This is a genomic window from Rufibacter glacialis (assembly GCF_008271745.1).
Taxonomy (GTDB): Bacteria; Bacteroidota; Bacteroidia; order Cytophagales; family Hymenobacteraceae; genus Nibribacter; species Nibribacter glacialis.
The window spans coordinates 155,285-178,158 of the sequence record NZ_VKKZ01000001.1; the positions used below are offsets into that span (position 1 = coordinate 155,285).

General features: G+C 53.5%; 18 protein-coding genes. 9 read left to right on the top strand and 9 right to left on the bottom strand.

Going from position 1 to position 22,874, the window contains the following annotated elements:
• Nucleotides 1-18 precede the first annotated feature (18 nt).
• On the top strand, nucleotides 19-192 hold the full coding sequence (locus tag FOE74_RS21345) for a hypothetical protein (RefSeq protein ID WP_188687144.1): 174 nt from the start codon (nucleotides 19-21) through the stop codon (nucleotides 190-192).
• Here the strand turns inward: FOE74_RS21345 and FOE74_RS00660 are convergent.
• The 5 genes from FOE74_RS00660 to FOE74_RS00680 all read right to left on the bottom strand — a co-directional run bounded on the left by FOE74_RS00660 (nucleotide 151) and on the right by FOE74_RS00680 (nucleotide 6,225).
• Nucleotides 151-1,374 (bottom strand): porin, encoded by a 1,224-nt coding sequence (locus FOE74_RS00660; RefSeq protein ID WP_149096681.1) that lies wholly within the window; start codon nucleotides 1,372-1,374, stop codon nucleotides 151-153. The two genes, FOE74_RS21345 and FOE74_RS00660, sit on opposite strands and share 42 nt — an antisense overlap.
• Nucleotides 1,375-1,666: 292 nt before the next feature.
• Nucleotides 1,667-3,259 (bottom strand): hypothetical protein, encoded by a 1,593-nt coding sequence (locus tag FOE74_RS00665; RefSeq protein WP_149096682.1) that lies wholly within the window; start codon nucleotides 3,257-3,259, stop codon nucleotides 1,667-1,669.
• Nucleotides 3,260-3,908: 649 nt separating this feature from the next.
• The gene (locus FOE74_RS00670) at nucleotides 3,909-4,538 is read right to left on the bottom strand and encodes a DUF2939 domain-containing protein (protein WP_149096683.1); all 630 of its coding nucleotides are present in this window, start codon (nucleotides 4,536-4,538) and stop codon (nucleotides 3,909-3,911) included.
• A gap of 239 nt (nucleotides 4,539-4,777) precedes the next feature.
• Nucleotides 4,778-5,437: a hypothetical protein gene (locus tag FOE74_RS00675; RefSeq protein ID WP_149096684.1), complete on the bottom strand. Its 660-nt coding sequence runs from the start codon at nucleotides 5,435-5,437 to the stop codon at nucleotides 4,778-4,780.
• Nucleotides 5,438-5,547: 110 nt separating this feature from the next.
• Nucleotides 5,548-6,225: a hypothetical protein gene (locus FOE74_RS00680; protein ID WP_149096685.1), complete on the bottom strand. Its 678-nt coding sequence runs from the start codon at nucleotides 6,223-6,225 to the stop codon at nucleotides 5,548-5,550.
• A 102-nt stretch (nucleotides 6,226-6,327) separates the two neighbouring features.
• Between FOE74_RS00680 and FOE74_RS00685 the strand changes: the two genes are divergently transcribed.
• From FOE74_RS00685 to FOE74_RS00700, 4 genes are all read left to right on the top strand, one after another.
• A complete protein-coding gene (locus FOE74_RS00685) occupies nucleotides 6,328-6,777 on the top strand; it encodes an SRPBCC family protein (RefSeq protein WP_149096686.1) in 450 nt (149 codons plus the stop codon).
• 178 nt (nucleotides 6,778-6,955) lie between these two features.
• On the top strand, nucleotides 6,956-8,443 hold the full coding sequence (gene crtD, locus FOE74_RS00690; RefSeq protein ID WP_149096687.1) for a 1-hydroxycarotenoid 3,4-desaturase CrtD: 1,488 nt from the start codon (nucleotides 6,956-6,958) through the stop codon (nucleotides 8,441-8,443).
• Nucleotides 8,444-8,618: 175 nt separating this feature from the next.
• Nucleotides 8,619-10,031 (top strand): hypothetical protein, encoded by a 1,413-nt coding sequence (locus FOE74_RS00695; RefSeq protein ID WP_149096688.1) that lies wholly within the window; start codon nucleotides 8,619-8,621, stop codon nucleotides 10,029-10,031.
• Nucleotides 10,032-10,267: 236 nt separating this feature from the next.
• Nucleotides 10,268-10,879 carry a TetR/AcrR family transcriptional regulator gene (locus FOE74_RS00700; protein WP_149096689.1) on the top strand — a complete coding sequence of 204 codons (612 nt, stop codon included), beginning with the start codon at nucleotides 10,268-10,270 and terminating at the stop codon, nucleotides 10,877-10,879.
• Nucleotides 10,880-10,947: 68 nt separating this feature from the next.
• Here the strand turns inward: FOE74_RS00700 and FOE74_RS00705 are convergent, their stop codons facing one another.
• The gene (locus FOE74_RS00705; protein WP_149096690.1) at nucleotides 10,948-11,190 is read right to left on the bottom strand and encodes a DUF6952 family protein; all 243 of its coding nucleotides are present in this window, start codon (nucleotides 11,188-11,190) and stop codon (nucleotides 10,948-10,950) included.
• Nucleotides 11,191-11,197: 7 nt separating this feature from the next.
• Nucleotides 11,198-11,515, bottom strand: a complete 318-nt coding sequence (locus tag FOE74_RS00710) for a thioredoxin family protein (RefSeq protein WP_149096691.1) — start codon at nucleotides 11,513-11,515, stop codon at nucleotides 11,198-11,200.
• 205 nt (nucleotides 11,516-11,720) lie between these two features.
• Between FOE74_RS00710 and FOE74_RS00715 the strand changes: the two genes are divergently transcribed.
• The gene (locus tag FOE74_RS00715; RefSeq protein WP_149096692.1) at nucleotides 11,721-14,438 is read left to right on the top strand and encodes an MG2 domain-containing protein; all 2,718 of its coding nucleotides are present in this window, start codon (nucleotides 11,721-11,723) and stop codon (nucleotides 14,436-14,438) included.
• A 12-nt stretch (nucleotides 14,439-14,450) separates the two neighbouring features.
• Here FOE74_RS00715 and FOE74_RS00720 read toward each other — a convergent pair whose 3' ends face one another.
• Nucleotides 14,451-15,146, bottom strand: coding sequence for a hypothetical protein (locus FOE74_RS00720; RefSeq protein ID WP_149096693.1), 696 nt, complete (start codon nucleotides 15,144-15,146; stop codon nucleotides 14,451-14,453).
• Between the two features lie 321 nt (nucleotides 15,147-15,467).
• The gene (locus FOE74_RS00725) at nucleotides 15,468-18,341 is read right to left on the bottom strand and encodes a M16 family metallopeptidase (protein WP_149096694.1); all 2,874 of its coding nucleotides are present in this window, start codon (nucleotides 18,339-18,341) and stop codon (nucleotides 15,468-15,470) included.
• Nucleotides 18,342-18,887: 546 nt separating this feature from the next.
• Here FOE74_RS00725 and FOE74_RS00730 point away from each other — a divergent pair.
• The 3 genes from FOE74_RS00730 (at nucleotide 18,888) to fumC (ending at nucleotide 22,826) form a co-directional block, all read left to right on the top strand.
• Nucleotides 18,888-19,592 (top strand): M15 family metallopeptidase, encoded by a 705-nt coding sequence (locus tag FOE74_RS00730; protein ID WP_149096695.1) that lies wholly within the window; start codon nucleotides 18,888-18,890, stop codon nucleotides 19,590-19,592.
• 129 nt (nucleotides 19,593-19,721) lie between these two features.
• Nucleotides 19,722-21,266, top strand: a complete 1,545-nt coding sequence (locus tag FOE74_RS00735) for a glycoside hydrolase family 10 protein (protein WP_149096696.1) — start codon at nucleotides 19,722-19,724, stop codon at nucleotides 21,264-21,266.
• A 162-nt stretch (nucleotides 21,267-21,428) separates the two neighbouring features.
• Entirely contained in the window at nucleotides 21,429-22,826 is a 1,398-nt protein-coding gene (gene fumC, locus FOE74_RS00740; protein ID WP_149096697.1) for a class II fumarate hydratase, read from the top strand.
• Nucleotides 22,827-22,874: the final 48 nt, after the last annotated feature.

Here is a 22,874-nt window from a genome sequence, read left to right on the forward strand (position 1 = left end):
CTCCCCAACAGATAACCGTTGCCCTTCAAAACCCTCTTCGGTCAGAACGCCCACAGCCTGGACCCAATCGCCCGGCCTCTCGTGAGTGACCACCCCACCAACGGCAGGGAAAAAGATGGCCTTCCCTGGTTTCTGGGTACCCGAGTGCAGTTAAAAGACATTGACAAAATAAAGCACGCCCACTGCAAATAAGTGTAGCTTCTGATTGGGGTTGGTATTGGCCACTGCGTTATGGTACCGGGAAGTGTTGTAGAAATAATTGGCAAACAATCTCATATCCTGGCTGCCCACAGGCTTAAATTCCAGACCCGCCCAATAACCTATATTCTCTCTGAAATCGTCCCCGATTTCGCTGTTTTTGCGGAGACTCGCCGTCTCGTAAAAGCCTTTGGCGGTGATGAACCACTTGGGCACAAACTCATAATCTACCCTAAGCACCGCCGTCTTGTAATTGATGTCCTGTAGAAAAGTCGGGGCAAAAATTGGGAAAGGAGCCAGGTAGTTGTTGACGGCGGGTGACCCGATATTGGGGTAGTCCACGCTCATGTAGGCGCTCTGTAAATCAAGGTAGGCGTTAAACCTGTCTAGCACCAACTTGTTCCCGATAGCCACCCCATGGTCTGTTTTACCCTTGGCAAACTGCGCAATATTATAGCTGTAAAAGGTCTGCCATTTTTTATCTAACAGGTTCCCCTGCCAGGAAACATATAAACCTAGGGGTGTTTTTGACGGCCTCAACCCGTTTCTAGCGTAACCAGTAGAATTGAAAACAGTATTGAAGTCCTGGTTGTACGTGTTGTGCACCTGCAGTTGGAAGGAGTGGTTTGGGGTAACCTGGTAACCTATCTCCATTGCCAGTAGGAACAGGTTCAATTGCTTGTTCACAAAATCAGTATACTGGTATTCAAAAGTGGGATTCGTATCAAACTCCCAGCTGCCCACATTTGCCGCTTGCTTACCTGCTGTCAGGTGCCACTTCTTCTCGTTACCAAAACGATATGTGATGTTCGCGTGGTCCACCGCACTTGGCGCATTATCTAAGCTGTTCGGGGCAAAGCTTCTATTCAGCCGGTATCTTATGCGGAAACTTAGGTCCTGAATAATGTCTCCGGTTAACTCAATCCGTGCTTCATTCATTTTAACCGCCCCCTGGTCAGAAGAGCCACGGGGGTACTCTACTGAGCTTCGAAACAGAAAGTTCAGATCTATTCTTTCGCTTAAATTCAGTAATTGGCTTGTTGAAGGTTGTTGCGTGACTGGGTTGTTACTGGAGCTGGTGCTATCCATCGCACTCTTCCTGATTTCATTGTTCTGAGCAAATGAAGCCTGTGCTATAAGCAGCTGAGCTATAAAAAAAAGATAATACTTTTTCATAAAGATAATTTTAGAGGAACATCCATAAAGCTGTAAACCTGCTGCATGATACCTTAACCCTGAATTGCAGATCAAACAGTAGGGAAAGCCGAAATTGGAGTTCGCTACCGTTGCTATTCTATTCCTATTCTGCCAATGATCGTCTGATCCATGGCCTTATTCTCCTGACCTGTTGTCCATTGCTTTTGCTTTTCATGTAGTCAAAAATTCCCCTTGATAAGCAGAGGAATAATTTGGTTCACCTGCTATAGATTTAACAAAAATGCCCCTAATTCAGCTGGGAAGGGCAAATTTATTTTAAATTTTGATTTCCTGCTTCAGCAAAGGTGAGAAAGGTGATGCTGGTGGCAGGCAGTTGCACCTGTCCGGCTTTGACCCCTTTTCCCTGGAAACCAGGCAGTTCATCATTCGCTCCCAGTTTCAGTTCTTGCCCGTTCAACTGTACCGTGGTGCCCTGTAACTCCGTGGAGGTAAGGGTGTATTGCTCAGCGTTGGAAGGAATGGTGATGGGAGCCGTTGCTTGGTTGGTGTTGATGACCAGGAGCGTGATGCCCCCCGGGCGCCCTTTCATGTTATGGGCAAACAAATAAACGCCGGGTGCTCCTGTGCCTGCATCATACACCTCTGTGCCCATGAACCGGTTCCAGAGCAAAGCGGCCCAGTAATTGGGCTTGGGCAAATGGGTGTCCTGGTCGATCAGGCTGTACTCGCTGGCCACCAGGGTATTGTGCATGATCACCTTCAACCCCTTTTGCGCCAAAGTCCCTAACTGGTATAAATAGCGAAAGCAATCCAGGTAGGTGGCGGCGTAGGGGTCGCCGCCTGCTGCGGCCTGGGCAGTCTCCGTGATCCAGATGGGTTTGCCGGGCAGGTATTTGTCCCGCTTCCCGATGTGGTAATCGGCCGCGACATCGATCTTGTGGAACCAGGCCGAATCAAGCGCATTTTCCGGTTTTATAGACAGAGGCCCGCTGCGCGTTATGCGCATGGAAATAGCCCCGTAATAATGATAGGTAAAAACATCAAAGACCGGTTTAGGCGTTGCGGTCATCATCTGGTCAATGGTAAGGATCCTCATACCGGTCTCTTTCAAATCTATGCCCGGAAGACCCTCCAGGGCATTTCCCGGACCAAGTACCAACATGTCAGGCACCTCTTTACTGGCCCAGGCATTAAAAACGGCTACATCTTTGGCAAAGGTGCCGGCCCCATAGGTAGAATCCATTTCTCCTGCTATCAGCGGTACATTGGGCTCATTGAAAAGCTCGGCGGCGGCAATTTTGCCACCCAGACTTTTGGTATAGTTTACTATTTTCTGGGCTTCTTTTGGCGTCCAAATGCCCTGGTTATCCCTCACCCCATTCGATACAGCAAAGGAAGTAACCAGTTGGCCGTCTGTTGCCTTGAGAAAGTCGATAACCCCTTTCCACTGGCTGCGGGTCAGCAGGTTTACAAACCCTTCCGGTGCTTTTGCCATGGCAGGTTGGTCATTGTCCTGGAAATACGTTGCGTTTGCCCAGGAGCCACTTACCCGCACATAAGCAGGCGCCAGCCCGTTGGCCAGGATCCGCAATCTTTTATCGGCCAGATTAATCGGGTCCAGCTTCCGGTACATCTGGGGGCTCTTCTCAGAACCGCCGTAGGAGGAGATTGCTTCGGTCGGCAAGCTTTCCATCATTTTATACGGCTTCCAGAACTCGCCCCCCACCACTTCCACCATCTCCACATTATAGGATTGGTACCGTTCGTCTACGCTGCCAATGCGTTTCATCTGCTGGGGATTGACGGTGAGGGCGCTGCCGTTCTTGTTGCCAGTTTCATTGTTTCCTGCGGTTTTGTTGGTGTCCCCGGAATTACAGGCCCCCAGAACCAATAGGCTAGCCATAAATAAGAGTGGGGTGAATTTTGAGAATTCCATGTCCTTTTAGATTTACGGGTTAAATACTCCTTGATGAAGTTTGTTTTTCGTCTGGCCATTAGTCTACCGGCCATCATACCTTCTTTTGATGGGGAGGGATAGCCTTTTAAGGAACCTATGCTGGTTTGCTGGGTGATAAGAGGCTGCCTGCGGGGATCAGGCTTGTTCCTATGTTTCTGTAGGCTGAGGAGTGAGATAGAGATAACAGGCAGATCGGCTATGCTCATAGCCGGGCGAGTAGGGCCGAAGCGCTCAGTAGCCCTTATACCCAGGCTACTGGCCGGAGAAACCAGTGTGCAGTAGGGGGAATGACTGACTGATATGGATCGCTGCTCTTTCTTTGTAAAAAAACAAGATCGTATTTGCATTTACGCGACTAAACGCCTCAGGTTAGCGCTTTTCTGAACCTGAATTGGGCCTACTGGGGTTTTTGGACGGGTTATTTTGAATTTAGAAGGCATTCATAAGCAGGAAAGCTCAGGTTTACCTACTCCTTCTCCCTTGCACCGGCGCCAATAAAAAAGGAGTGCCGCTAGTAAGCAGCACTCCTTTTCTGAAAGAGACGTTTTTAACCTGATTTACAGAAAACAGCCTTGAAAGGAAGCAGACCTTTAGGCTATTGCCCTTCGCCCTGCTCTTTGTTCTTTTTGCCAATGGAGATCAGCTTGGGCAGCACCTCCGCGAAGTTCTCTACGCCCACTACCTGCCAGTAATCTTCCTTCTGCAGCATGCGCAGCTCCACTACCATAGACTCACTGCTGTTAACAGGGCGCACCTTCAGCCCTACTAGGGAAATGGAGTCCTGGCGATTAACGTGGTCAATGCCTTCAAACTCCAGGTTGGGAAGCATTTTGGGGTTGATCAGTTTACCTATGGGCAGCAGTTTCACCACGTCCGCCACCTCTGGCACCTTCTGGCCGGAGACGGTCTCTACGCTTTGGATCAACTGGTTACGAACCGAGGAAGTAAGCTGCTTTTTGGCTTTCAGGCCTCTCCTGAGCAGGTTGGCTGCCCCCTGTAATTCTTGGGGCAACAGGTCAATGGCCATGTTCTGGCTCTGCTCCACCAAGCTGGCCGAGGTGCGTTTGAAGTCCACGTACTTTTCCAACCGGGCCATGTCTTTGGCTTCCAGGGCCGCCCTGATCTCTACCAATGAGGCCTCTGGGCCCGTCTTAGCCCGGTTATAGAACCAATAACCGCCGGCGCAAAGGGCCACCACTACCAAAAGGAGAAGTACTTTTTTCATTTCGTCTTGTATGATTTTATCTGGAATATGCTGTCTTTCCTACGCCCTTTTCTATTAGAACAGGCTAGTAATATTACTAAAAAGATTCCAGATAAAAATCATAGGGGAGAAGCTGGTCTTTGCCCTGTACCTGAGGAGGTACGTTTTGCCTCCCTTTTCCAAAAAACAGGAAAAAAATAACCCCGGAACCCTAGTATTGCTTGCCAGAGCCCCAAGGTGAAAGGTCTGCCTCTATTGGGCTAATCCTTTATTTTAGAGTAGGGGAATTTTTTGGAAGCCTTGCGCATGATGGTGGTCACAATGGTGTTGGTGTCGCTGCCCAGGCTCCGGGACAGGCTTTTCTCGTATTTCCAGAGCAGTTCGCCGGAGGCGCCGTCATGGATGCTGATGGCGGTCTTACCGGAGTTGGTAGCGCCGTAGAAACCCACCGCTAAGCCTAGGGCCAGGGAGGCCCCGTCAGACATGGGCTTGTCGGTGCTGAAGGTGCCGGAGATAATGCCGTCTACTCCCAGCACTTTGGCCAGCTCTACCGGCGTAAAGGTCTTGATGTTCTCTTCATTGATGTTGTTCTTGAGCAGGAGGGCATTGGTGGTGGCCGCGTCCTGGAAAGACACGGTGTAGTCATCTTTGCTGCTCACTTTCAGAAAATAGGTCTGAAGCGCGCTTTGCACCGCCAGCCCTTCGTTTTTCTCCATTTCCTTGATGCGCTCAGGCGTCATGGACTTCATCTGGTTGGGCCGCAGCCCAATGCGGGCGTCAAAGGGCAGGATGGCGACTACCTTGTGTTGCTTGGCCAGCGTTTCAAAAGCCGGGTTGGTGTAGATTTCCTTGGTTTGGGCAGAAACCGCTCCGCTCAAGCCTAATATCAGGAATACCAGTAGTAAAGAGAAAGCTTTCATTAAGAGGTCTTTTTTAAATGAACGTCGGAAACGAAAAGCAAGGGGGCACTAGCGTAGATGAGGCTATTATATATAAGTTTTGGTATGTAGATTGAGTATAGAAGAACCGCTTAGTGGCTTTGTTTAGCATAGGGTATCTTTCTGGCTGCTTTTCGGGTGATGGCTTTCACAATGTGGTGGGTATCGCTGCCCAGGCCCCTGGAAAGCATCTTGTCATAACTCCACAGCAAATCACCCGAGGCACCGTCATAGATCCGCATCATGGTGTTGCCTGTATTGGTGGGGCCAATGCCGCCTACATACGGCGTGTATAAAAGCGTATAAGCGGCATAGAGGGCTGCCACGGCCGTGGAAACAGGTTTGTCAGTGGTGAGCGAGCCCACCAGTACAGCATCTACCCCCAGCATCTGGGCCAGTTCGGCGGCAGGTATGCGGCTGATTTCCTCTGGCTGAAGGTCATGTTCCTTCAGGATAGCGTTGGTCACGTTCACGTCCTGCACGGCAATGGCCCGCCCCGTTTTAGCTACCTTTTTCAAAAAATGGATCTGAAACGCGCTTTGCACCGCCCGCCCGTGACTCAGTTCCAGGTCATACAGCTGCTCTGGGGTTAACTGGCGCATCTGGTTCGGCCGAAGGCCCACCTGCACATCAAACGGCAAGACCGCAATGGTCTTATGGTGCTGGGCGGCGGCCACAAAAGCCGGGCTGGTGTACAAGTCGCGGGAAGGGGTACAGCTGCCTAACCCCCATACGGCCAGGGCCATGAAAACCGAAAAAGCACTTCTCATTTCGTTTATAGCGTTCGTTTATGCCTTGTTTTCCTACTTTCCCCTGAAAAGGGCAACATCTGCCCGCCTATCAGGTTATCTATCCAGACCATTTGCCCCGGCATGAAACTCCATCTCCAGATACCAGTGGCCCAACCTTACCAGGTTGTGTTGGAAGGTTTTACAGTAGACCTGTTCAAGGCCCTTTCACCCCCATTCCCCCGGCTAAAAATTTTACGGTTTGACGGCAGTTTCCCCGGTGACCGGGTAGAGATCGCGTTGCAGATTGGCCCCGTCCGGCAGAGATGGACCAGCCTCATCACGGAGCGCGAAGTGCGGGAACAGGAGGCTTGGTTTGTGGACGAAGGGCAGGAACTGCCCGCCCCGCTTACCTATTGGCGGCACAAGCACCTTATCACCCAACACAACGGGCACAGCATCATCCATGAACTCATTGAGTACCGCACCAGATTCCGTGCCCTGGACCTGTTGCTGTACCCCGTGATGTCTGCGGTTTTTGGCCAGAGAAAGGCCGTGTACCAGCGGTTCTTCGGGAAACCAAACGGGTTTTAAAGCTATTTCAGCAGGAACAGGCGGTAAACGAGCCTTATCCCAGACGTTCTTCGCGTTTTTAGGCTGTTTCAGCAGAAACAGGGCGTAAACGAACCTGGCTTTGGCCTCTTGCCCCAAACTTTTCACGGGCGGCTGGGTTATGATCAGGAAAAAAAGCAGAAACTGCGTAGATTGACCCATGGCAAAAGCAGTAGTGATTGGTTCAGGGATTGGCGGCATAGCGGCGGCCATCAGGCTGGCGGTGAAAGGATACGCGGTCACGGTGCTGGAAGCCAACGCCTCCTTTGGCGGAAAGATGACGCAATTCACCCTGCCGGGCGATTACCGCTTTGATGCCGGTCCTTCTCTGTTCACACTGCCGCAGCTGGTAGACGACCTGTTCACCCTGGCGGGCCGCACCCCGAAAGACTATTTCCGTTACCAGCGCCTGCCCGTTGTGACCCAGTATTTCTGGCCCGACGGCACCCGCCTCACCGCCCATGCCTCCGCGGAGGCCTTTGCCCGGGAAGTGGAAACTAAACTAGGCGTGCCGCAGGACCAGTTGCAGCGCCACCTGCAGAAAGCGGCCCGGCTGTACCAGGCCACCGCCCACACGTTCCTGCACAAATCGCTGCACAAACTAGGCACCTACCTGAGTACAGATGTGCTGAAGACCCTTCCGGCCGTGCCGGAACTGGGCTTGACTACCACCATGCACGCCGCCAATGCCCGTGCCTTCTCAGACCCGCGCCTGGTGCAGCTGCTGGACCGCTACGCCACCTACAACGGCTCAGACCCTTATCAGGCCCCCGGCACGCTCAACCTGATTCCGCACCTGGAGTTCAACATAGGCGCTTTTTACCCCGAGGGCGGCATCTACGCCATTGCCCAAAGCCTGGTGCGGCTAGGGGAGGAGCTGGGCGTGGAGTTCAGGTACCAGGAGCCCGTGCAGGAAATCCTAACCCAGGGCAGCCAAGCCACCGGCGTAAAGACCGCGCAGGGTACTTACCTCGCCGACGTGGTGGTGAGCAACATGGATGTGGTGCCCACCTACCGGAAGCTGCTGCCCCGGCAGCCGGCCCCTGAGAAAACGCTGCGGCAACCGCGCAGCAGTTCGGCGTTGATCTATTATTGGGGCATCTCCCGCGCCTTTCCTGAACTGGACCTGCACAACATCTTCTTCAGCCAAGACTACCAACAGGAATTTGAGCACATCTTCCAGAAAGGAACCGTTAGTGATGACCCCACCGTGTATGTGAACATCACCTCCAAATGCACGCCCGCAGATGCGCCCCCGGGGCACGAGAATTGGTTTGTGATGGTAAACGTGCCGCACAACGCCGGGCAGGACTGGGACCAGCTCATTCAACAGACCCGGCAAAGCGTGCTTCGGAAAGTAAGTCAGGCGCTGGACGTAGACCTGGAGGCGCTCATCACCGCCGAGAAAGTCTGGGACCCGCGGGGCATAGAGGCTGACACGTCTTCCTTTGCCGGGGCCTTGTACGGCAGTTCCTCCAACAACCGGATGGCAGCTTTCCTGCGCCACCCCAATTTCACAGGCAGCCTGAAAGGACTGTACTTTGTGGGCGGCAGCGTGCACCCCGGCGGCGGTATTCCCCTATGCCTACTCTCCGCGAAGATTGCTTCTGATCTGGTTCCGGCCGTTGCCGCGGGCGCTTCGGCTTAGTTGCTGTCGGCGTGGAGCCCATCTCTTTTATTTCTGACACCAAGGTTTCAGGCCTGTTTTGGTAAAGATGGGCTTGAAACGGAGGCGGTTTTCAGAAGGCAATTGCTGTTCTTTGCAGACCTGTCCTCTCTGGACATCGGTCTAACCCATCCTCTGCTACACAGTGCCAGAAAGAATGTCTTTTGCTGCTTCCGTTCGTCAGGCCTTGCCTGTGGTGTTGCCGTTTATGGCTTTGCTGGTGGGGCTCACCTGGTACGTGCAGGGCAACGGCTTTTTCTGGGACAGCATCCTGCTGGCGTCTAAATATGGGCAGTGGTATTACCACACCCGTTTCTCTACGCTGTTTGTGCCCGCAGACCTGGCCGGGTATCCGCCGCTGTTTGGGATGTACCTGGCGGCCGGATGGCATCTGTTTGGGAAGACCCTGCCGGTGAGCCATTTTCTCATGCTGCCTTTCCTGCTGGGCCTGGTGTGGCAGGTGTATCTGCTGGCTAGGCATTTCTTACCACCTTCCGGGGTATGGGTAGGTCTGTTGCTCGTATTTCTAGACCCTACGGTATTGGCCCAGGCTGCCCAGGTGGCGCCAGATATAGTGCTGCTGTTCCTGTACCTGCTCTGCCTGAACGCCCTTCTGCAACACCGTCCCTTTCTTTCATCTATTGGGCTGGTGTTGATGGCCGTGCACACCCCCAGAAGCCAACTCCTGCTGGGGGCGGTGTTTCTTACCTATCTGCTGTTAAGTTGGCTGGAAGAGGGCAGTCTCACTTTCTCCAAAATACGCCGGAAATTGCTGCCTTTTCTGCCCGCCGCTTTGGTGCTCCTGGCTTGGCTGGGGCTGCACTACCAGCATTTTGGGTGGGTGGGGTTTTCCCGTTCCTCGGCGTGGGGAAGCTATGCGGCCTGGGCCAGCCCCGTAGAAATCCTGCGCAACCTGGTCCTCATCTGCTGGCGCCTGCTTGATTTTGGTCGGGTCTCGCTGTGGCTCACGGCGGGCGTGCTGCTGTGGACTTCCCGGAAGAACCTGACTCTCTCTACCCGGCAGCTGCTTATCCTGCTGCTGGTGCCGTTGGCGGTGCTTAGCCTGGTGCTGGTCTGGTTCACCAACCCCATCGGGCACCGGTACTGGTTGGTGGTGTATGTAGCCTTGGGGCTGCTGGTGGCGCATCTGGTGCAGCAGATTTCGCGGCCACGGCGGCTTTTGGTTGTTCTGGTCTTGGTGGGCAGCCTGGCAAGCGGCCATTTCTGGGTATATCCAGAGAAAATAGCCAAGGGCTGGGACGCCAGCCTCGCGCATCTGCCTTATTTCAAATTGCGCCACCAGATGCTTTCTTACCTGGACCAGCAGAAGATCCCCTGGCAGGAGGTGGGAAGTGATTTCCCCAACCTGGCTTCGCCGGCAGAAACGGACCTGACCGCTGACCACCGCCGCTTCCCCGCCAAAGACTTGAAAACCCAGCGGTACATCTTCTACTCCAACGTGTTCAACGGCTTTACAGACCAGGAACTCACCGCGCTGCAACAAGAGTGGGTGGTGGTGCAGGAACTGAAAGAAGGCTTGGTTTACGTACGCCTGTATGGCAAAAAATAAGTACCTTTACTTTTTTTGCAGCTGTTGGCTTGCTGGTACCAGAGGGCTTGGTGAAGTTCCTTCCCAAACAAGCCATTTATCTGCAGAGAACCTTTTTACCTTGTTTTGCATTACCTGCTAAGGCATAAATGTCTGCCTGTACAAAGGTGGCTTGGCATTTGTATAGCTAGGGTTAGCTTCACTTCTGACAAAAAACCGGGCACCTTCACGTATCATTATTTGACCTCCCATTCAGAATGACTTTTAAACAAACCGTTTTGCAGGAACTGCTCACCCTTATCAGGCAAGAGGGCCTTTCCCACTTAAATGAGCATGAAATCATTAACCGGGTTGATATCTCTTCTGCCACCTTCAGGGAATTCTTCAAAGGGGGCATGGAAGACGTGGTCACCCAGGTGGTGGAGTTTGATTTAGATTGCCGGAAAAAAGAGCATGAACTGCTGTTTGCCAAGGAGCCCAGCCCCTTGCGGCGTCTGCTGCTGGTAGTAGAGCAAGGATTGACAACCCTACGCATGAGCCAACCCACCGTGTTGATGGAGATCCAGCAGAAGTACCCCACGGCCTGGGCTCTTTACTGGGCCCACTCTAATGAATACTCGTCTTACTTGCTGTATGACCTCTTAAACCAGGGCGTGCTGCAACGGGAACTTCGGCAGGACCTCAACATTCAGCTGGTGACCAAGATCATGATGGAGCAGCTCTCCATGATCGTGAACCCGAATACTTTTCCGCCAGACAGGTTTGACGTGGCCGAGGTCTTCCGCAGCGTTTTCCTGTACTACATACGGGGCATCTGCACCGAGGAAGGCATGAAGAAGGCGGAAGAGTTTTTTGCTTCTATGAGATAAAACACCAAAAAAAAGCCTGCCAATCTACATCGGCAGGCTTTTTTCATTACGTGGAGTTCCAGCAGAAACTAGCTGATGGAAACCCTTACCTTCTGGGTGAATTCCCGCAGGGCGGTCTTAAAGTCTGCGTTGTGGTCTTGCATGTGGTTCAGGATCCAGATGGCCCCAAACACATGGGTGAGTTGCTCTCCTTCGTCGGCGCCTTCAATCTCAAAGGCCGGCGTCTCTTCATTGATCAGTTGCTCTTCCGCCTCGCGCAGAGCCTCAATGGTCTGGGTTTCCACCAGTTTCTTGATAGCAGGTATTTTCATGGGAGTATTAGGCTAATTTACGAACCATTTCTAGCACAAAGTCTTCTTTGCTGGTGGCGGCACCTTCTACCAAAGCCCCATTCTTGAACACCGCAAAGTAAGGCAGGTTGGTTACCCCGGCCAGTTTGCGGGCCTCGGGGCTTACCTCGGCGTTCACGTCTACGAAGGCCACGTCCTGGAATTCCTCATTGGCGGCCATGCGCTTGAACTTAGGCGAGAACAACCGGCAGTTGCCACACCAATCCGCGAAGTATTTCACTACCACGCGCTCGTTGTTCTTCAACACGTCTTGAAAGTCTGTATCGGTTGCTTGAATGATAGCCATATGTATATTTCCTCTTTTAAGCGGTAAAACATGTGTTACGATGCCGCAAAGATAACGTTTCTGGGCCGTTTTTCAGAAAACAAGCCAAAAGGTGCACATTACCTTTCAAAATAAACCTGAGGGCGTTAAATTACGCAATCTCCCCAAAGCGCTCCCTGGCCGTGGCCGCTGGTGGCTTTGGCAGACCTTACCTACCTTGTTCTCCATGCCTTTCCGCCGCTTCCCTAAATTCTTTCTTCTGTCTCTTCTGGCCCTCACGGGGCTGCTGGCAGCCTTTGTCTCACCGGCCTGGCAGCAGAATGACGTCATCAACCGGGTGGTGGCCAAGCTGACCACGCTGCACAACAAGTATCCCCAAGAGAAAGTGTACCTGCACCTGGACAAACCTTATTATGCCGCCGGCGAAGACATCTGGTTCAAAGCCTACCTGGTGAACGCCCACAGCCACCAGCCCAGTGAGCTGAACAAAGTGCTGTACGTGGAGCTGATCACCCCAGAGAACACCTTCTACCGCACCACCGCCATACGGTTAGACAAAGGCAAGGGCCACGGCGACTTCGCTTTGCCAGATGACATTCCCGAAGGCACGTACCGCCTGCGGGCCTTCACCAGCTGGATGCAGAACTTTGACGAGGCCTTTGTCTTCCACCAGAATATCACCATCTGGAGTCCCCGCAAAAACGACCTGGTCACGTCCACGGCCTTCACCTTCAAACCCCAGTCGGGTGGGGACTCGGTGCTGGTGAACCTGCGCCTCCTGAACTACCAGAACAAGCCCCTGGGCCAAACCTCGTTTTCGTACACCACCAATTTTGACAAGCGGACCACGCCTAAAAAAGTAACCACCGCCGCTGATGGCAAAGCCTTGCTTCGGCTGTTCCTGCCCCGGGAGGAAACCACCACCCCCAAAATCATTCTCACCTTTGAACAGGAAAGCGGCAGCCTGACCCGCACCGTGGCCGTTCCTGCGCCGCAGGAGAAACTAGATGTGCAGTTCTTCCCGGAGGGTGGGCATCTGGTAAGTGGTCTTTGGAACCTGCTGGGCTTAAAGGCGGTAGACGCCAACGGACTGGGAAAAGATGTGCAAGGGGCCATCTACGACGGCCAGGGCCAGAAAGTAGCTGATTTCAAGAGCCAGCGGTTTGGCATGGGCCGGGTAGGCTTTGTGCCAGATCCCAACAAGAAGTACACCGCCCGTATAAGTTCTCCCAAAGGCATTGCCCAGGAGTTCCCCTTGCCGGTTCCAGAGAAGAAAGGCTTCATTCTATCCATAGACCCTAAGAACCTAGACAATTTCCGGGTGAAGTTCTACAGCCTGGGCTTTGGCCAGGACAGCGTAGGCAAACCCAAGGCGCTGCATCTGGTGGCGCAGGTACGGGGCGAGGTACTCTACGCCGCCTCCAGCCCCACCGCCCGTGAGGTCTTTCAGGTAGACGTGCCCAAAAACAAGTTCCCTTCCGGTCTGGTGCAATTCACGGTCTTCTCAGAAACGGGTGAGCCATTGGCCGAGCGCCTGGTCTTCGTGAACCATGCGCCGCAGGTACAGCTTACCCTTACCCCAGACAAACCCACCTATAAACCGCGCGAGAAAGTAACCTTGCAGGTACAGGCCAAAGACGAAACAGGCGCTCCCGTAGCCGGGAACTTCTCCCTGGCCATCACCGATCAAAAGGCTGTGACCCCGGCGCCCCATGCGGCCAACCTGGTGTCTTACCTGCTCCTGAGTTCAGACCTGAAAGGCCACGTGGAAGACCCGTCTTACTATTTTAGTGCGGCCACCCCAGAGGTTGCCACCGCCCTTGATAACCTGTTGCTGACCCAGGGCTGGCGCCGGTTTGTCTGGAAAGACCTTCTCCAGGACAAGTTCCCGCAGCTCAATTTCCTGGCCGAAAGAGATTTGTACATTAGCGGCACGCTCTCCAAGATCACCGGCCAGCCAGATGCCTACGCAGAGATCATGCTCATGAACCATAATAACCCCATGAGCGCGATCAAACTACAGACCGATGACCAGGGCAAGTTCAAGTTCAGCCTGGCCAGCTTCCCAGACACCTCTTCCATCATGGTGCAGGCCGCCAAAGGGGCAGCTATGGCGCTGCTGACGCTGGACAACAACCTGCCCCAGATTCAGGCTTTCCCGCAGGTGCCCTATGAGCCGGTTCCCGCCCCGTATTCCAATGAGGTGTGGGCGTACCTGCAACGCAACCGCGAGCAGTTGAAGTTAGACCAATACTCCGGAAAAAGCGGTATCCTGTTACGGCAAGTAGACGTGCGGGGCAAGAAGAAGGAAGAAGAATACAAACCCGCTGCCGGTAGCCTGCACGGCACCCCAGACCGCGTAGTGAAGGGCTCTGAACTGACTCCGGGAATGGACATCATGCAAGCCTTGCAAGGCAGGGTGGCCGGCCTGCAAGTAACCAACGGGCAAATAAGCATGCGGGGCGGAGGTTCACCGCTGTTCCTGCTAGATGGCAGCCCCGTAGACGCTTCCTTCATCCAATCCATCAACACGAACCAGGTAGAGGCTATTGAGATCCTCAAGCCGGGGGCTTCTTCAGCTATGTATGGCTCCAGGGGCGGAAACGGGGTGGTGGCCATTGTCATGAAGAAAGGGGGCAGCAAGGAAAACACCCCGGGAGGAATGTCCAAGATGCCTGGGATGGCCACCTACCAGGGAGTGTACTTCCAGAAAGCCCGCGAATTCTACCAGCCGCGTTATGACCAGCCAGACAACAGCAACGTGGTAATGCCTGATCTACGGACCACCGTGTACTGGAACCCCAAAATACAGACAGACGCCGCCGGCAAAGCCGAGATCACGTTTTTCGCCGCCGATCAGAAAACCACCTACCGGGCCATAATGGAAGGCATGACCACCACTGGCAAACTAGGCCACCTCACCACTATGTTCCACGTGAAGTAAGGGAGCTTGTCCTTACCTTTTGGCCGTTGAGTCTGGGGTTTTGCTGAACAGTTTGCCCCGCCGGGAAGGCTTGGTCTTGAGGGTGATCTGCTCAATGAGCTTCTCCCTGGGGAAAGAGATCTTCCAGACGCCTCTTAGCTGGCCTTCGGCAAATCCATCGGGTTTGCCCTGCGCCGAGAATACCCGCAGTTGGTCCAGGGAGGTGGCGGTATAGTCCAGCAGGCTGGGTTCATCACAGCTGGCGCAGTTGCGGCGCCGGATCTCTATAGGCCGCTGGTACTGAACCACGCCTTCGCGCACCTGCAATTCCGCGCTGGCCTTGGATTGGGCCTCAGAAGAGGAGCCTTGGGCCTGCCGTTGGTAAGCCTGGGCTTCGGCCTCAGAGGCGAAAGAGGTACGGGTAAGGGTGGCGTTGTAACGCTGCAGGATGCTGCTGACGGTGGGCAGTTTATCGGGTTGGGCTACAAACAAGGCTTGGGCCTGGGGCTGGCCTTCGGCTAGCTGCAGAAAAGCGCCCTCCACCAGCCTGATGATGGTGTCGCCGGCCAGAATGGCTTGCTTTTCCATGTCTTCCTGGGTGATCCGCTTTACCTTGTGGCGCTCGGCCTCCACGGCCATCTCTTTGCCGCGCTCCAGTTTCTCCGGCTCACAGCCAAAGGCCAACAGACTGAGGCTCAGCCAAACCAGGTATATTTTCTTTGTATGCATGTGGTGTATCATTGCTATGGGCACTTATGTGCTTTTGATACGGCAAAGATGGCGTTTAACCCCTTGATTCACAAAAAGAGCCCCAAACCAGCTGGTTTCCATCGGGATACGACTAGGCTAGACGGGATGATTTCTGGCTCTTTTCTGTAAAACAGCCGCAAATCAGAGGTTCTTGCGAAGCCCCTTGAGCCTCCCGCAGCCAAGCTTTCTCCAGGTCTGGCAGGAAGCGGATTATAGCCTCTTTTTAGCAAAAGGATCTAAAAACAATAGCCCGCTACCTGAGCAGCGGGCTATTGCAAGAACTAAGGTTGATGGGGGCTGCTATTTATTCTCCAGCACTACCGGCTCGCCTAATCCAAGGTCTTTAAGACCGGCCAATTGGGTTTTAGCGTCACCTACCACCACATACACCATCTTGTTAGGATCAATGTAGTTGTTGATGAGACTCTTGGCCTGGGCATAACTCAGGTTCTGGATAGCCGACTCATTCTGTTTCAGGTAATCCAGGGGCAGGTTGTAGGTGTTGATAGTCTCTAAAAGACTCACCAAGCTGCCCAGGGTCTCGTAATTCAAGGCAGTCTCTTTGATCAAAGCGCCTTTGGTGGTAGCTAAATCCTGTTCGGTGTAGCTGGTGCCGTAGGTCTTCAGGATCTCATCCAATGTCTGCAGCGACTCCTTGGTCACGTTGGTACGCACGCTGGACGAGGCCGCGAACATACCAGGCGCGGTAGGCCTGCGGGAGAAGCCGGAACCGGCACCGTAGGTATAGCCTTTCTGCAGACGCAGCACGTTGAAAAGGGTAGAGGCAGACCCCGCGCCCAGTTTGTGGTTGATGGCCTGTAAAGCGGCATAGTCTGGAGAGCCTACCGGCACGGCTAAGTACCCGGCATAGATCACCGACTGTTTGGCCTCGGGCTGGTCAATGAAGTAAAGACGGGCGGCTGGTTTGGCCGTAGCGGTGACCGGTGTGGGCAAGGCTACATTTTTGGCCGCCCATTTCTGCTCCAGGCCGGCCAAGGCTTTGGCTACCTCAGCTTGTTTCACGGCCCCGGCTACCTGGAAGCTTGCTATACTAGGAGAGAAGTTCTTCTGGTAGTAGTCTTTCAGGTCTTGCAGGGTAATGCCTTGTACGGTCTCGGTGGTACCGGCGGTAGGGTAGGCAAAGCGGCTTCCGTCGCCGTACAGCACCTTGTTGAAGGCCAGGGAGGCCACGGCCATAGGATTGGCCTGGGTTTGCCTGATCTGTGTCAGGGCAGCTTGCTTCGCTTTGGCAAAAGCGGCTTCGTCCCAACGGGGCTCCAGCAGAATCTCTTCTACCAGCTTCATGACCTGTGGGAAGTTGCGGGCCAGCGTATTGCCGGAGATGGTGATGTTCTCAGACGAGGAGCTCACGTTGATGAAGGCGCCCAGTTGCCCGATGGCTTCTTCCAGTTGCTGCGGCGTCTTGTTCTTGGTGCCTTCCATGAGCATGGCATCTACCAGGGCGGCGGTGCCGATCTTAGAAGGGGCGTCTAATTGCATGCCGCCTTTGAGCTGGATGCTGAACTGCACCAACGGCAGCTCATTCTGCTCAATGCCGTACACTTTCAGGCCGTTCTTCAGTTGCGAAGTCCAGATAGCAGGCGGAGTGAACTTGAAGTTGTTGCTCAGCTCGGGCATCTTGCTACGGTCTATCTTAGACGGCGTTTTGGCAAACGTGGTAGGCTCCGTGCCTGTGTTGGCACCTTCGGCCCCGGCCACTACCTTCTCTTCCACCACTTCGGCTTTCACGGCGCCTTTCACCGCCAGTTCTTCCTGGCCTTTGGGCACGAAGCTGGTCATGACGTAGGGTTTGCCTTTGATGTACTTGCGGTACACATTCATGATGTCTTGCGCAGTCACAGCCTGAGTCATGGCAATGTCTTTCTTAGCAAAGCCCGGGTCGCCGGCAAACTCATTGTACTGCGCCAACTGGAATGCTTTGTTCAGCAGGCTGGAGATGCCGTTGTACAAAGCAGTCTCCTGCCGGATTTTCAGGCGCTCCAACTCTTTCTCGTTTACACCATCCTTCTCGAACTTGTCAAAGGCGGCAAAGACGGCTGCCTGCACGTCATCCAGGTCTTTTTTGTCAAAGGCCCGAACCCGTACCCGGAACGTACCGGCAATCTCCGCGGAGCTTTGGCCCGCCGAGGCACCTGGCGCCAGTTTCTTCTCTTCTACAATAATGCGTTCAAAAGGAGAGTTCTTGCCATCTGAGAGCAGGCTGCCCAGCATACTCAAAGCATATGAGTCTTTGTGGTACTGCTCTACCGTGGGGTACACCATGGTCAACTCAGGCAAGTTGGCAAAGTTATCCACGTGGAAAACCGACTTGGTGGTGGCCAGTTTCACAGGCTGCGGGGTCAGTTTCTTTACCTCGGGCTTGGTTTTCAGCTCGCCAAAATACTTCGCGATCAGCTTCTTAGCATCTGCTGACTCAAAGTCACCGGTCAATACCAGGGTAGCGTTGCTGGCTCCGTACCATTGTTCATAAAACTCCTTTACATCTGCCAGGGTAGCATTCTGTAAGTCTTCTAGGGAGCCGATGACTTCCCAGTTATAGGGGTGGCTGGAAGGGTAGAGGTTCTTCAGGATCACGTAGTTGGTGTGCCCGTAAGGCTGGTTATCCACACGCTGGCGCTTCTCGTTTTTCACCACCTGCTTCTCATTTTCCAGGCCCCACTCGCTTACCGTGTTGATGAAGAAACCCATGCGGTCAGACTCCATCCAGAGAATGCGTTCCAGGGCGTCTTTGGGAACTACCTCATAATATACGGTGCCATCAGTGAAGGTACCGCCGTTGAAGGTACCGCCCATCTGGTTTACGTTCTTGATGAAGTTGCCTTTGCCTACGTTCTCTGAGTTCTGGAACAGCATGTGCTCAAAGAAGTGCGCAAACCCGGTACGTCCTTCTTTCTCGCGGCTGGAACCTACGTGGTACATGATGGCCACCGCTACCTTGGGATCTGATTTGTCTTGGTGCAAAACCACCTCCAACCCGTTGGGCAGCTTGTATTTCTCAAACGGAAGATCAAACTGGGGAGTGGCGCCTTTGGCATTGGCGGTAGTTTTGGAAGCTGGCTTCTTACTTATCTGCGCCCAGGCGGGCTGGAAAGAACCTGCCACCGCACTGCTGAGCAGCATGGAGAGGCAAGCGACTTTTATTCTTTTGTTCATGGTAAGGGTAAAGGGTTTGTTGGTTCTGAGGATTTGACTGCCTGCCCTTTGGCAGCAGTTGGCTATTAGTAGGAGATAAACGGGATTTATTACAGCAAGATGCCGGTATAATCTTTCAGGCAACCCATCGTTTTAGGCTTGTTTTACGGAATAATGCCTAAAACGCTTTGATAGCCTGGGTCATAGGAAAGTCAGTAGCTTTTGTTTTAGGAGGAATCTATATTAGATAACTTATATATTTGTTGATGCTTGGCAACCGTCTCCGGTTTTTGCTTGATTTTACAAAAATAGGCGTATAATGAGTTCTTTTAGAAAAGACGTTGTTGAAGCAATAAAAAAGAAAAGTTGATCTGGAGCCTGGCTCTCCCTATCCTTTAATGCCTTAATGAAGAACAGAAAGCTTATCTTGTTTCTCTTTTGTTTAGGTACCTTACTGGCCTGGACTGCCCTTTGTATTACTTATTTCACCACAGGGCGGGTAGAGTGGCTCAGGCTACTTACGTTTCTGGCCTCCGGTATAGCGGCCTACGTAGTATTCAAACGCAAATGAAGAAAATTTTCTGCACAGCCTTTCTGCTTTGGGCAAGCAGCTACGCTTGGGCGCAAAAGCCCATTCCTAAAAACCAGTACGGATTATCTGTAGTGTCTGACCTGGCCTTATACCAGGAGCAGGTAAAGCAAAACCCGGCGCAAAAACTGGTGGAACTGGCCTCGTACATACCCGGCTTGGTGCTGGATATCAAATATGCCACGGCCGACAACCTGGCGGGCGAACCTGTCTATGCCCTCGCCACCGCCTATGCCCGAAAGCCTGTTGCCGACGCCCTTAAACAAATACAGGCCGAATTGAAACCGCTGGGCCTGGGCCTCAAGATCTATGACGGGTACCGCCCGTACCAGGTCACCGTCAAATTCTTTGAGAAGGTGAGAGACAGCGTATTTGTAGCCTCGCCGCGTACGGGTTCCCGGCACAACCGGGGCTGCGCCATTGACCTTACCCTAGTCCGGCTGCGTGACGGCAAGGAACTGAAAATGCCCACGGCCTATGACGCCTTCACCCCGAAGGCCCATTCAGAGTATGCCCGTCTCCCTAAAAAGGTGAAACAGAACCGTGACCTGCTCAAGCAAGCCATGCTCCGGCACGGGTTTCAAGTCTATGCGGATGAATGGTGGCATTTTGACTTCAAAGATTGGCGCAGTTACCCGTTGCTGGATATTCCGTTTGAAGAGCTGAACGCCTTGAAAGAGTAAGATATGAGTGCTTTTTAGCACTAGTTTTTAAAAATAATTTAAAAACTAGCCATGACTAAGGAATAAATTTGCTGAAGGTCAGGAAAGGTGGATATTTGCCTTTTAAGATCTTGCACCTTTATCCCTCTTATGAAAAAACTCGTCCTCTTTCTCCGGGTATTGCTGGTACCCGCTCTGTTCTTCCTTTTTGTTACTGTTTCCCAGGCCCAGCCTTCGCCTAAGCGCGAGTTCCGAGGTGTCTGGATTGCCACGGTAGCCAATATTGACTGGCCCAGCCAAAAAGGCCTTTCCCCGGTGACCCAGATGGAGGAATTCCGGTACATTCTGGATGAACACCAGAAAACCGGCATCAACGCGGTGGTGGTGCAGGTGCGCCCCACCACTGATGCCCTTTTCCGCAGCACCAAAGAACTATGGTCGCATTGGCTCACTGGCAAGCAGGGTCAGGAACCCAACCCGCCTTATGACCCGTTGGCGTTCCAGATAGAGGAGGCGCACAAGCGCGGCATGGAGTTCCACGCCTGGTTTAACCCGTACCGGGCTACGCATGACACCATCAGCGCCAACATCTCCCCGCAGCACATCACCAAGACCAAACCCGAGTGGTTTATCCAGTACGGCGGCAAGTACTATTTCAAGCCGGGCCTGCCCGAAGTGCGCCAATACATTGTGGGCGTGATCATGGACGTGGTGCGCAACTATGACATTGACGCCGTCCACTTTGACGACTATTTCTACCCGTACCCCACCAAAGACACCTTCCCAGATGAGGATGATTTCAAACAGTACGGGGCTAACTTCCAGAACAAAGACGACTGGCGCCGCTACAACGTAGACGAGGTGATCAGGGTCTTGTCTGATAGCATCAAGAAAGAGAAACCCTACGTGAAATTCGGGATCAGCCCGTTTGGCATCTGGCGGAACAAAACTGCCGACGAACCCCGGGGCTCAGACTCCAAGGGCGGTATCACCAACTATGACCACCTGTACGCTGACATCAGAGGCTGGCTGGAGAAAGGTTGGATTGACTATAACGTACCGCAGATCTACTTCCACTTCGGCCACCCGGCCGCTGACTATGGCAAACTGCTGGACTGGTGGAGCAAGAATGGCTTCGGAAAGCATTTGTACGTGGGGCATGGGCCTTACAAGATCAACAATGACCGCGTGTACAAGCAATGGTCAGATCCGTTGGAAACCGGCCGGCAGATCCGCCTGAACCGCCAGACCCCCAACGTGCACGGCAGCGTGTATTTCAGTTCCAAGTCGGTGATGGCCAACCCTAACAGAATCCAGGACAGCCTGCGGCAGCACTACTACGCCAACCCGGCCCTGCTGCCTACCATGCCGTGGTTAGACAGTATTGCACCCTTGACGCCTACTGACCTGAAGGTAGAGAACAGCACCCAAGGCGTTGCTTTGCGTTGGACTGCTCCTGCGGCCGCGGCCGATGGCAATAAGGCCCGGTACTACGTGGTATACCGGGTGCTGCATGGGCAGAAGGTGAACTTGGAGAACCCGGCTCATATCCTGGCTATTCATCACGGCGGCACCACCTATACAGATTCATCGGCGGAAGCCGGGCAACGTTATACCTACGCCGTGACTGCCGTTGACCGCCTGCACAATGAAAGCGGCTTGTCGCGCCCAGTAGCGGGTAAGCGCAAGAAGTAAGGGCTACCAGGTGAATAGAGGGCGGGGGAGGAGCAATGGCTCCCCGTTTTGAAGCCTTTTTCTAAAAACAATGCAAAAATGGGAGGCAAGTTAGCCTCCCATTTTTTATGAATAATTGCGTAGTTTTGAGGCATCTACTGTATTAACCATTTTCTAAAAGACATGAGCATACGCATAGAGAAAGACACTATGGGCCCGGTAGAGGTGCCCGCCGATAAATACTGGGGTGCCCAAACCCAACGCTCCAAAGAGAACTTCACCATTGGCGGTCAGTTGATGCCGCGTGAGGTGATTGAGGCCTTCGCCATCCTGAAGAAAGCTGCCGCTTACACCAACGCGGAACTAGGGGTATTACCTCAAGATAAAGCAGAGATCATTGGCCGCGTGTGTGATGAGATCCTGGCCGGAGAACTAGCTGACCAGTTCCCGCTGGTGGTATGGCAGACAGGTTCCGGTACCCAAAGCAACATGAACGTGAATGAGGTGGTTGCCAATCGCGCGCACGTGTTGTTGGGAGGCGATTTAATGGATGAAAAAAAGAAAATTCACCCGAACGACGATGTGAACAAGTCACAGTCTTCTAATGACACATTCCCTACGGCCATGCACATTGCCGGCTATAAGGTAGTGGCTGAGCATACCCTGCCTATGGTGCAGAAACTGCGCGACACGCTGCACGCCAAGTCACAGGAATACATGCACGTGGTGAAGATTGGCCGTACCCACTTAATGGATGCTACGCCGCTTACCCTAGGCCAGGAACTGTCTGGCTACGTGTCTCAGCTGGACCACGGCATGCGCGCCCTGCGCAACACCTTGGATCACCTGAGCGAGCTGGCATTGGGTGGCTCTGCCGTAGGTACCGGCCTGAACACGCCCCAAGGCTACGCCGAACTGGTGGCCCAGAAAATAGCCGAATTCTCTGGCTTGCCCCTGAAAACCGCCGAGAACAAGTTTGAGTCCCTGGCTGCTCATGATGCCATTGTAGAGACTTCCGGCGCTTTAAAGCAACTGGCGGTAAGCCTCATGAAGATCGCCAACGACATCCGTTTGCTGGCGTCCGGCCCTCGTTCCGGTATCGGGGAGATCATCATCCCAGAGAACGAGCCTGGTTCTTCTATCATGCCCGGCAAGGTGAACCCTACCCAGGCCGAGGCCATGACCATGGTTTGCGCCCAAGTGATCGGAAACGACGTAGCCATCTCCGTAGGAGGGATGAACGGCCACTTCGAGCTGAACGTGTTCAAACCGGTCATGATCTTCAACCTGCTCATGAGCGCCCGTCTCTTAGCCGATGCCTGTGATTCTTTTGACAAGCACTGTGCCGTGGGCATTGCGCCTAACTACGAGGTGATCAAGCGCCAACTGGAGAACTCGCTCATGCTGGTGACCGCCCTGAACCCGCACGTAGGCTATGACAACGCCGCGAAAATCGCCAAGAAAGCCCACAAGGAAGGCACCACCCTGCGTCAAGCCGCCCTTGACCTTGGCCTGCTCACTGATGAGCAGTTCACCCAGTGGGTACGCCCCGAGGATATGATCGGGAGCTTGAAGAAGTAGTCCATTGCCGCTTTCGGCCTGTTTTTGGGAAACAGGCCAAATAACAGA

Excerpts from the sequence above, each read along its gene's own strand:
- FOE74_RS00660 (WP_149096681.1), bottom strand. The coding sequence starts at position 1,374 with ATGAAAAAGTATTATCTTTTTTTTATAGCTCAGCTGCTTATAGCACAG.
- FOE74_RS00665 (WP_149096682.1), bottom strand. The coding sequence starts at position 3,259 with ATGGCTAGCCTATTGGTTCTGGGGGCCTGTAATTCCGGGGACACCAAC.
- FOE74_RS00670 (WP_149096683.1), bottom strand. The coding sequence starts at position 4,538 with ATGAAAAAAGTACTTCTCCTTTTGGTAGTGGTGGCCCTTTGCGCCGGC.
- FOE74_RS00675 (WP_149096684.1), bottom strand. The coding sequence starts at position 5,437 with ATGAAAGCTTTCTCTTTACTACTGGTATTCCTGATATTAGGCTTGAGC.
- FOE74_RS00680 (WP_149096685.1), bottom strand. The coding sequence starts at position 6,225 with ATGAGAAGTGCTTTTTCGGTTTTCATGGCCCTGGCCGTATGGGGGTTA.
- FOE74_RS00685 (WP_149096686.1), top strand. The coding sequence starts at position 6,328 with ATGAAACTCCATCTCCAGATACCAGTGGCCCAACCTTACCAGGTTGTG.
- crtD (WP_149096687.1), top strand. The coding sequence starts at position 6,956 with ATGGCAAAAGCAGTAGTGATTGGTTCAGGGATTGGCGGCATAGCGGCG.
- FOE74_RS00695 (WP_149096688.1), top strand. The coding sequence starts at position 8,619 with ATGTCTTTTGCTGCTTCCGTTCGTCAGGCCTTGCCTGTGGTGTTGCCG.
- FOE74_RS00700 (WP_149096689.1), top strand. The coding sequence starts at position 10,268 with ATGACTTTTAAACAAACCGTTTTGCAGGAACTGCTCACCCTTATCAGG.
- FOE74_RS00705 (WP_149096690.1), bottom strand. The coding sequence starts at position 11,190 with ATGAAAATACCTGCTATCAAGAAACTGGTGGAAACCCAGACCATTGAG.
- FOE74_RS00710 (WP_149096691.1), bottom strand. The coding sequence starts at position 11,515 with ATGGCTATCATTCAAGCAACCGATACAGACTTTCAAGACGTGTTGAAG.
- FOE74_RS00715 (WP_149096692.1), top strand. The coding sequence starts at position 11,721 with ATGCCTTTCCGCCGCTTCCCTAAATTCTTTCTTCTGTCTCTTCTGGCC.
- FOE74_RS00720 (WP_149096693.1), bottom strand. The coding sequence starts at position 15,146 with ATGCATACAAAGAAAATATACCTGGTTTGGCTGAGCCTCAGTCTGTTG.
- FOE74_RS00725 (WP_149096694.1), bottom strand. The coding sequence starts at position 18,341 with ATGAACAAAAGAATAAAAGTCGCTTGCCTCTCCATGCTGCTCAGCAGT.
- FOE74_RS00730 (WP_149096695.1), top strand. The coding sequence starts at position 18,888 with ATGAAGAAAATTTTCTGCACAGCCTTTCTGCTTTGGGCAAGCAGCTAC.
- FOE74_RS00735 (WP_149096696.1), top strand. The coding sequence starts at position 19,722 with ATGAAAAAACTCGTCCTCTTTCTCCGGGTATTGCTGGTACCCGCTCTG.
- fumC (WP_149096697.1), top strand. The coding sequence starts at position 21,429 with ATGAGCATACGCATAGAGAAAGACACTATGGGCCCGGTAGAGGTGCCC.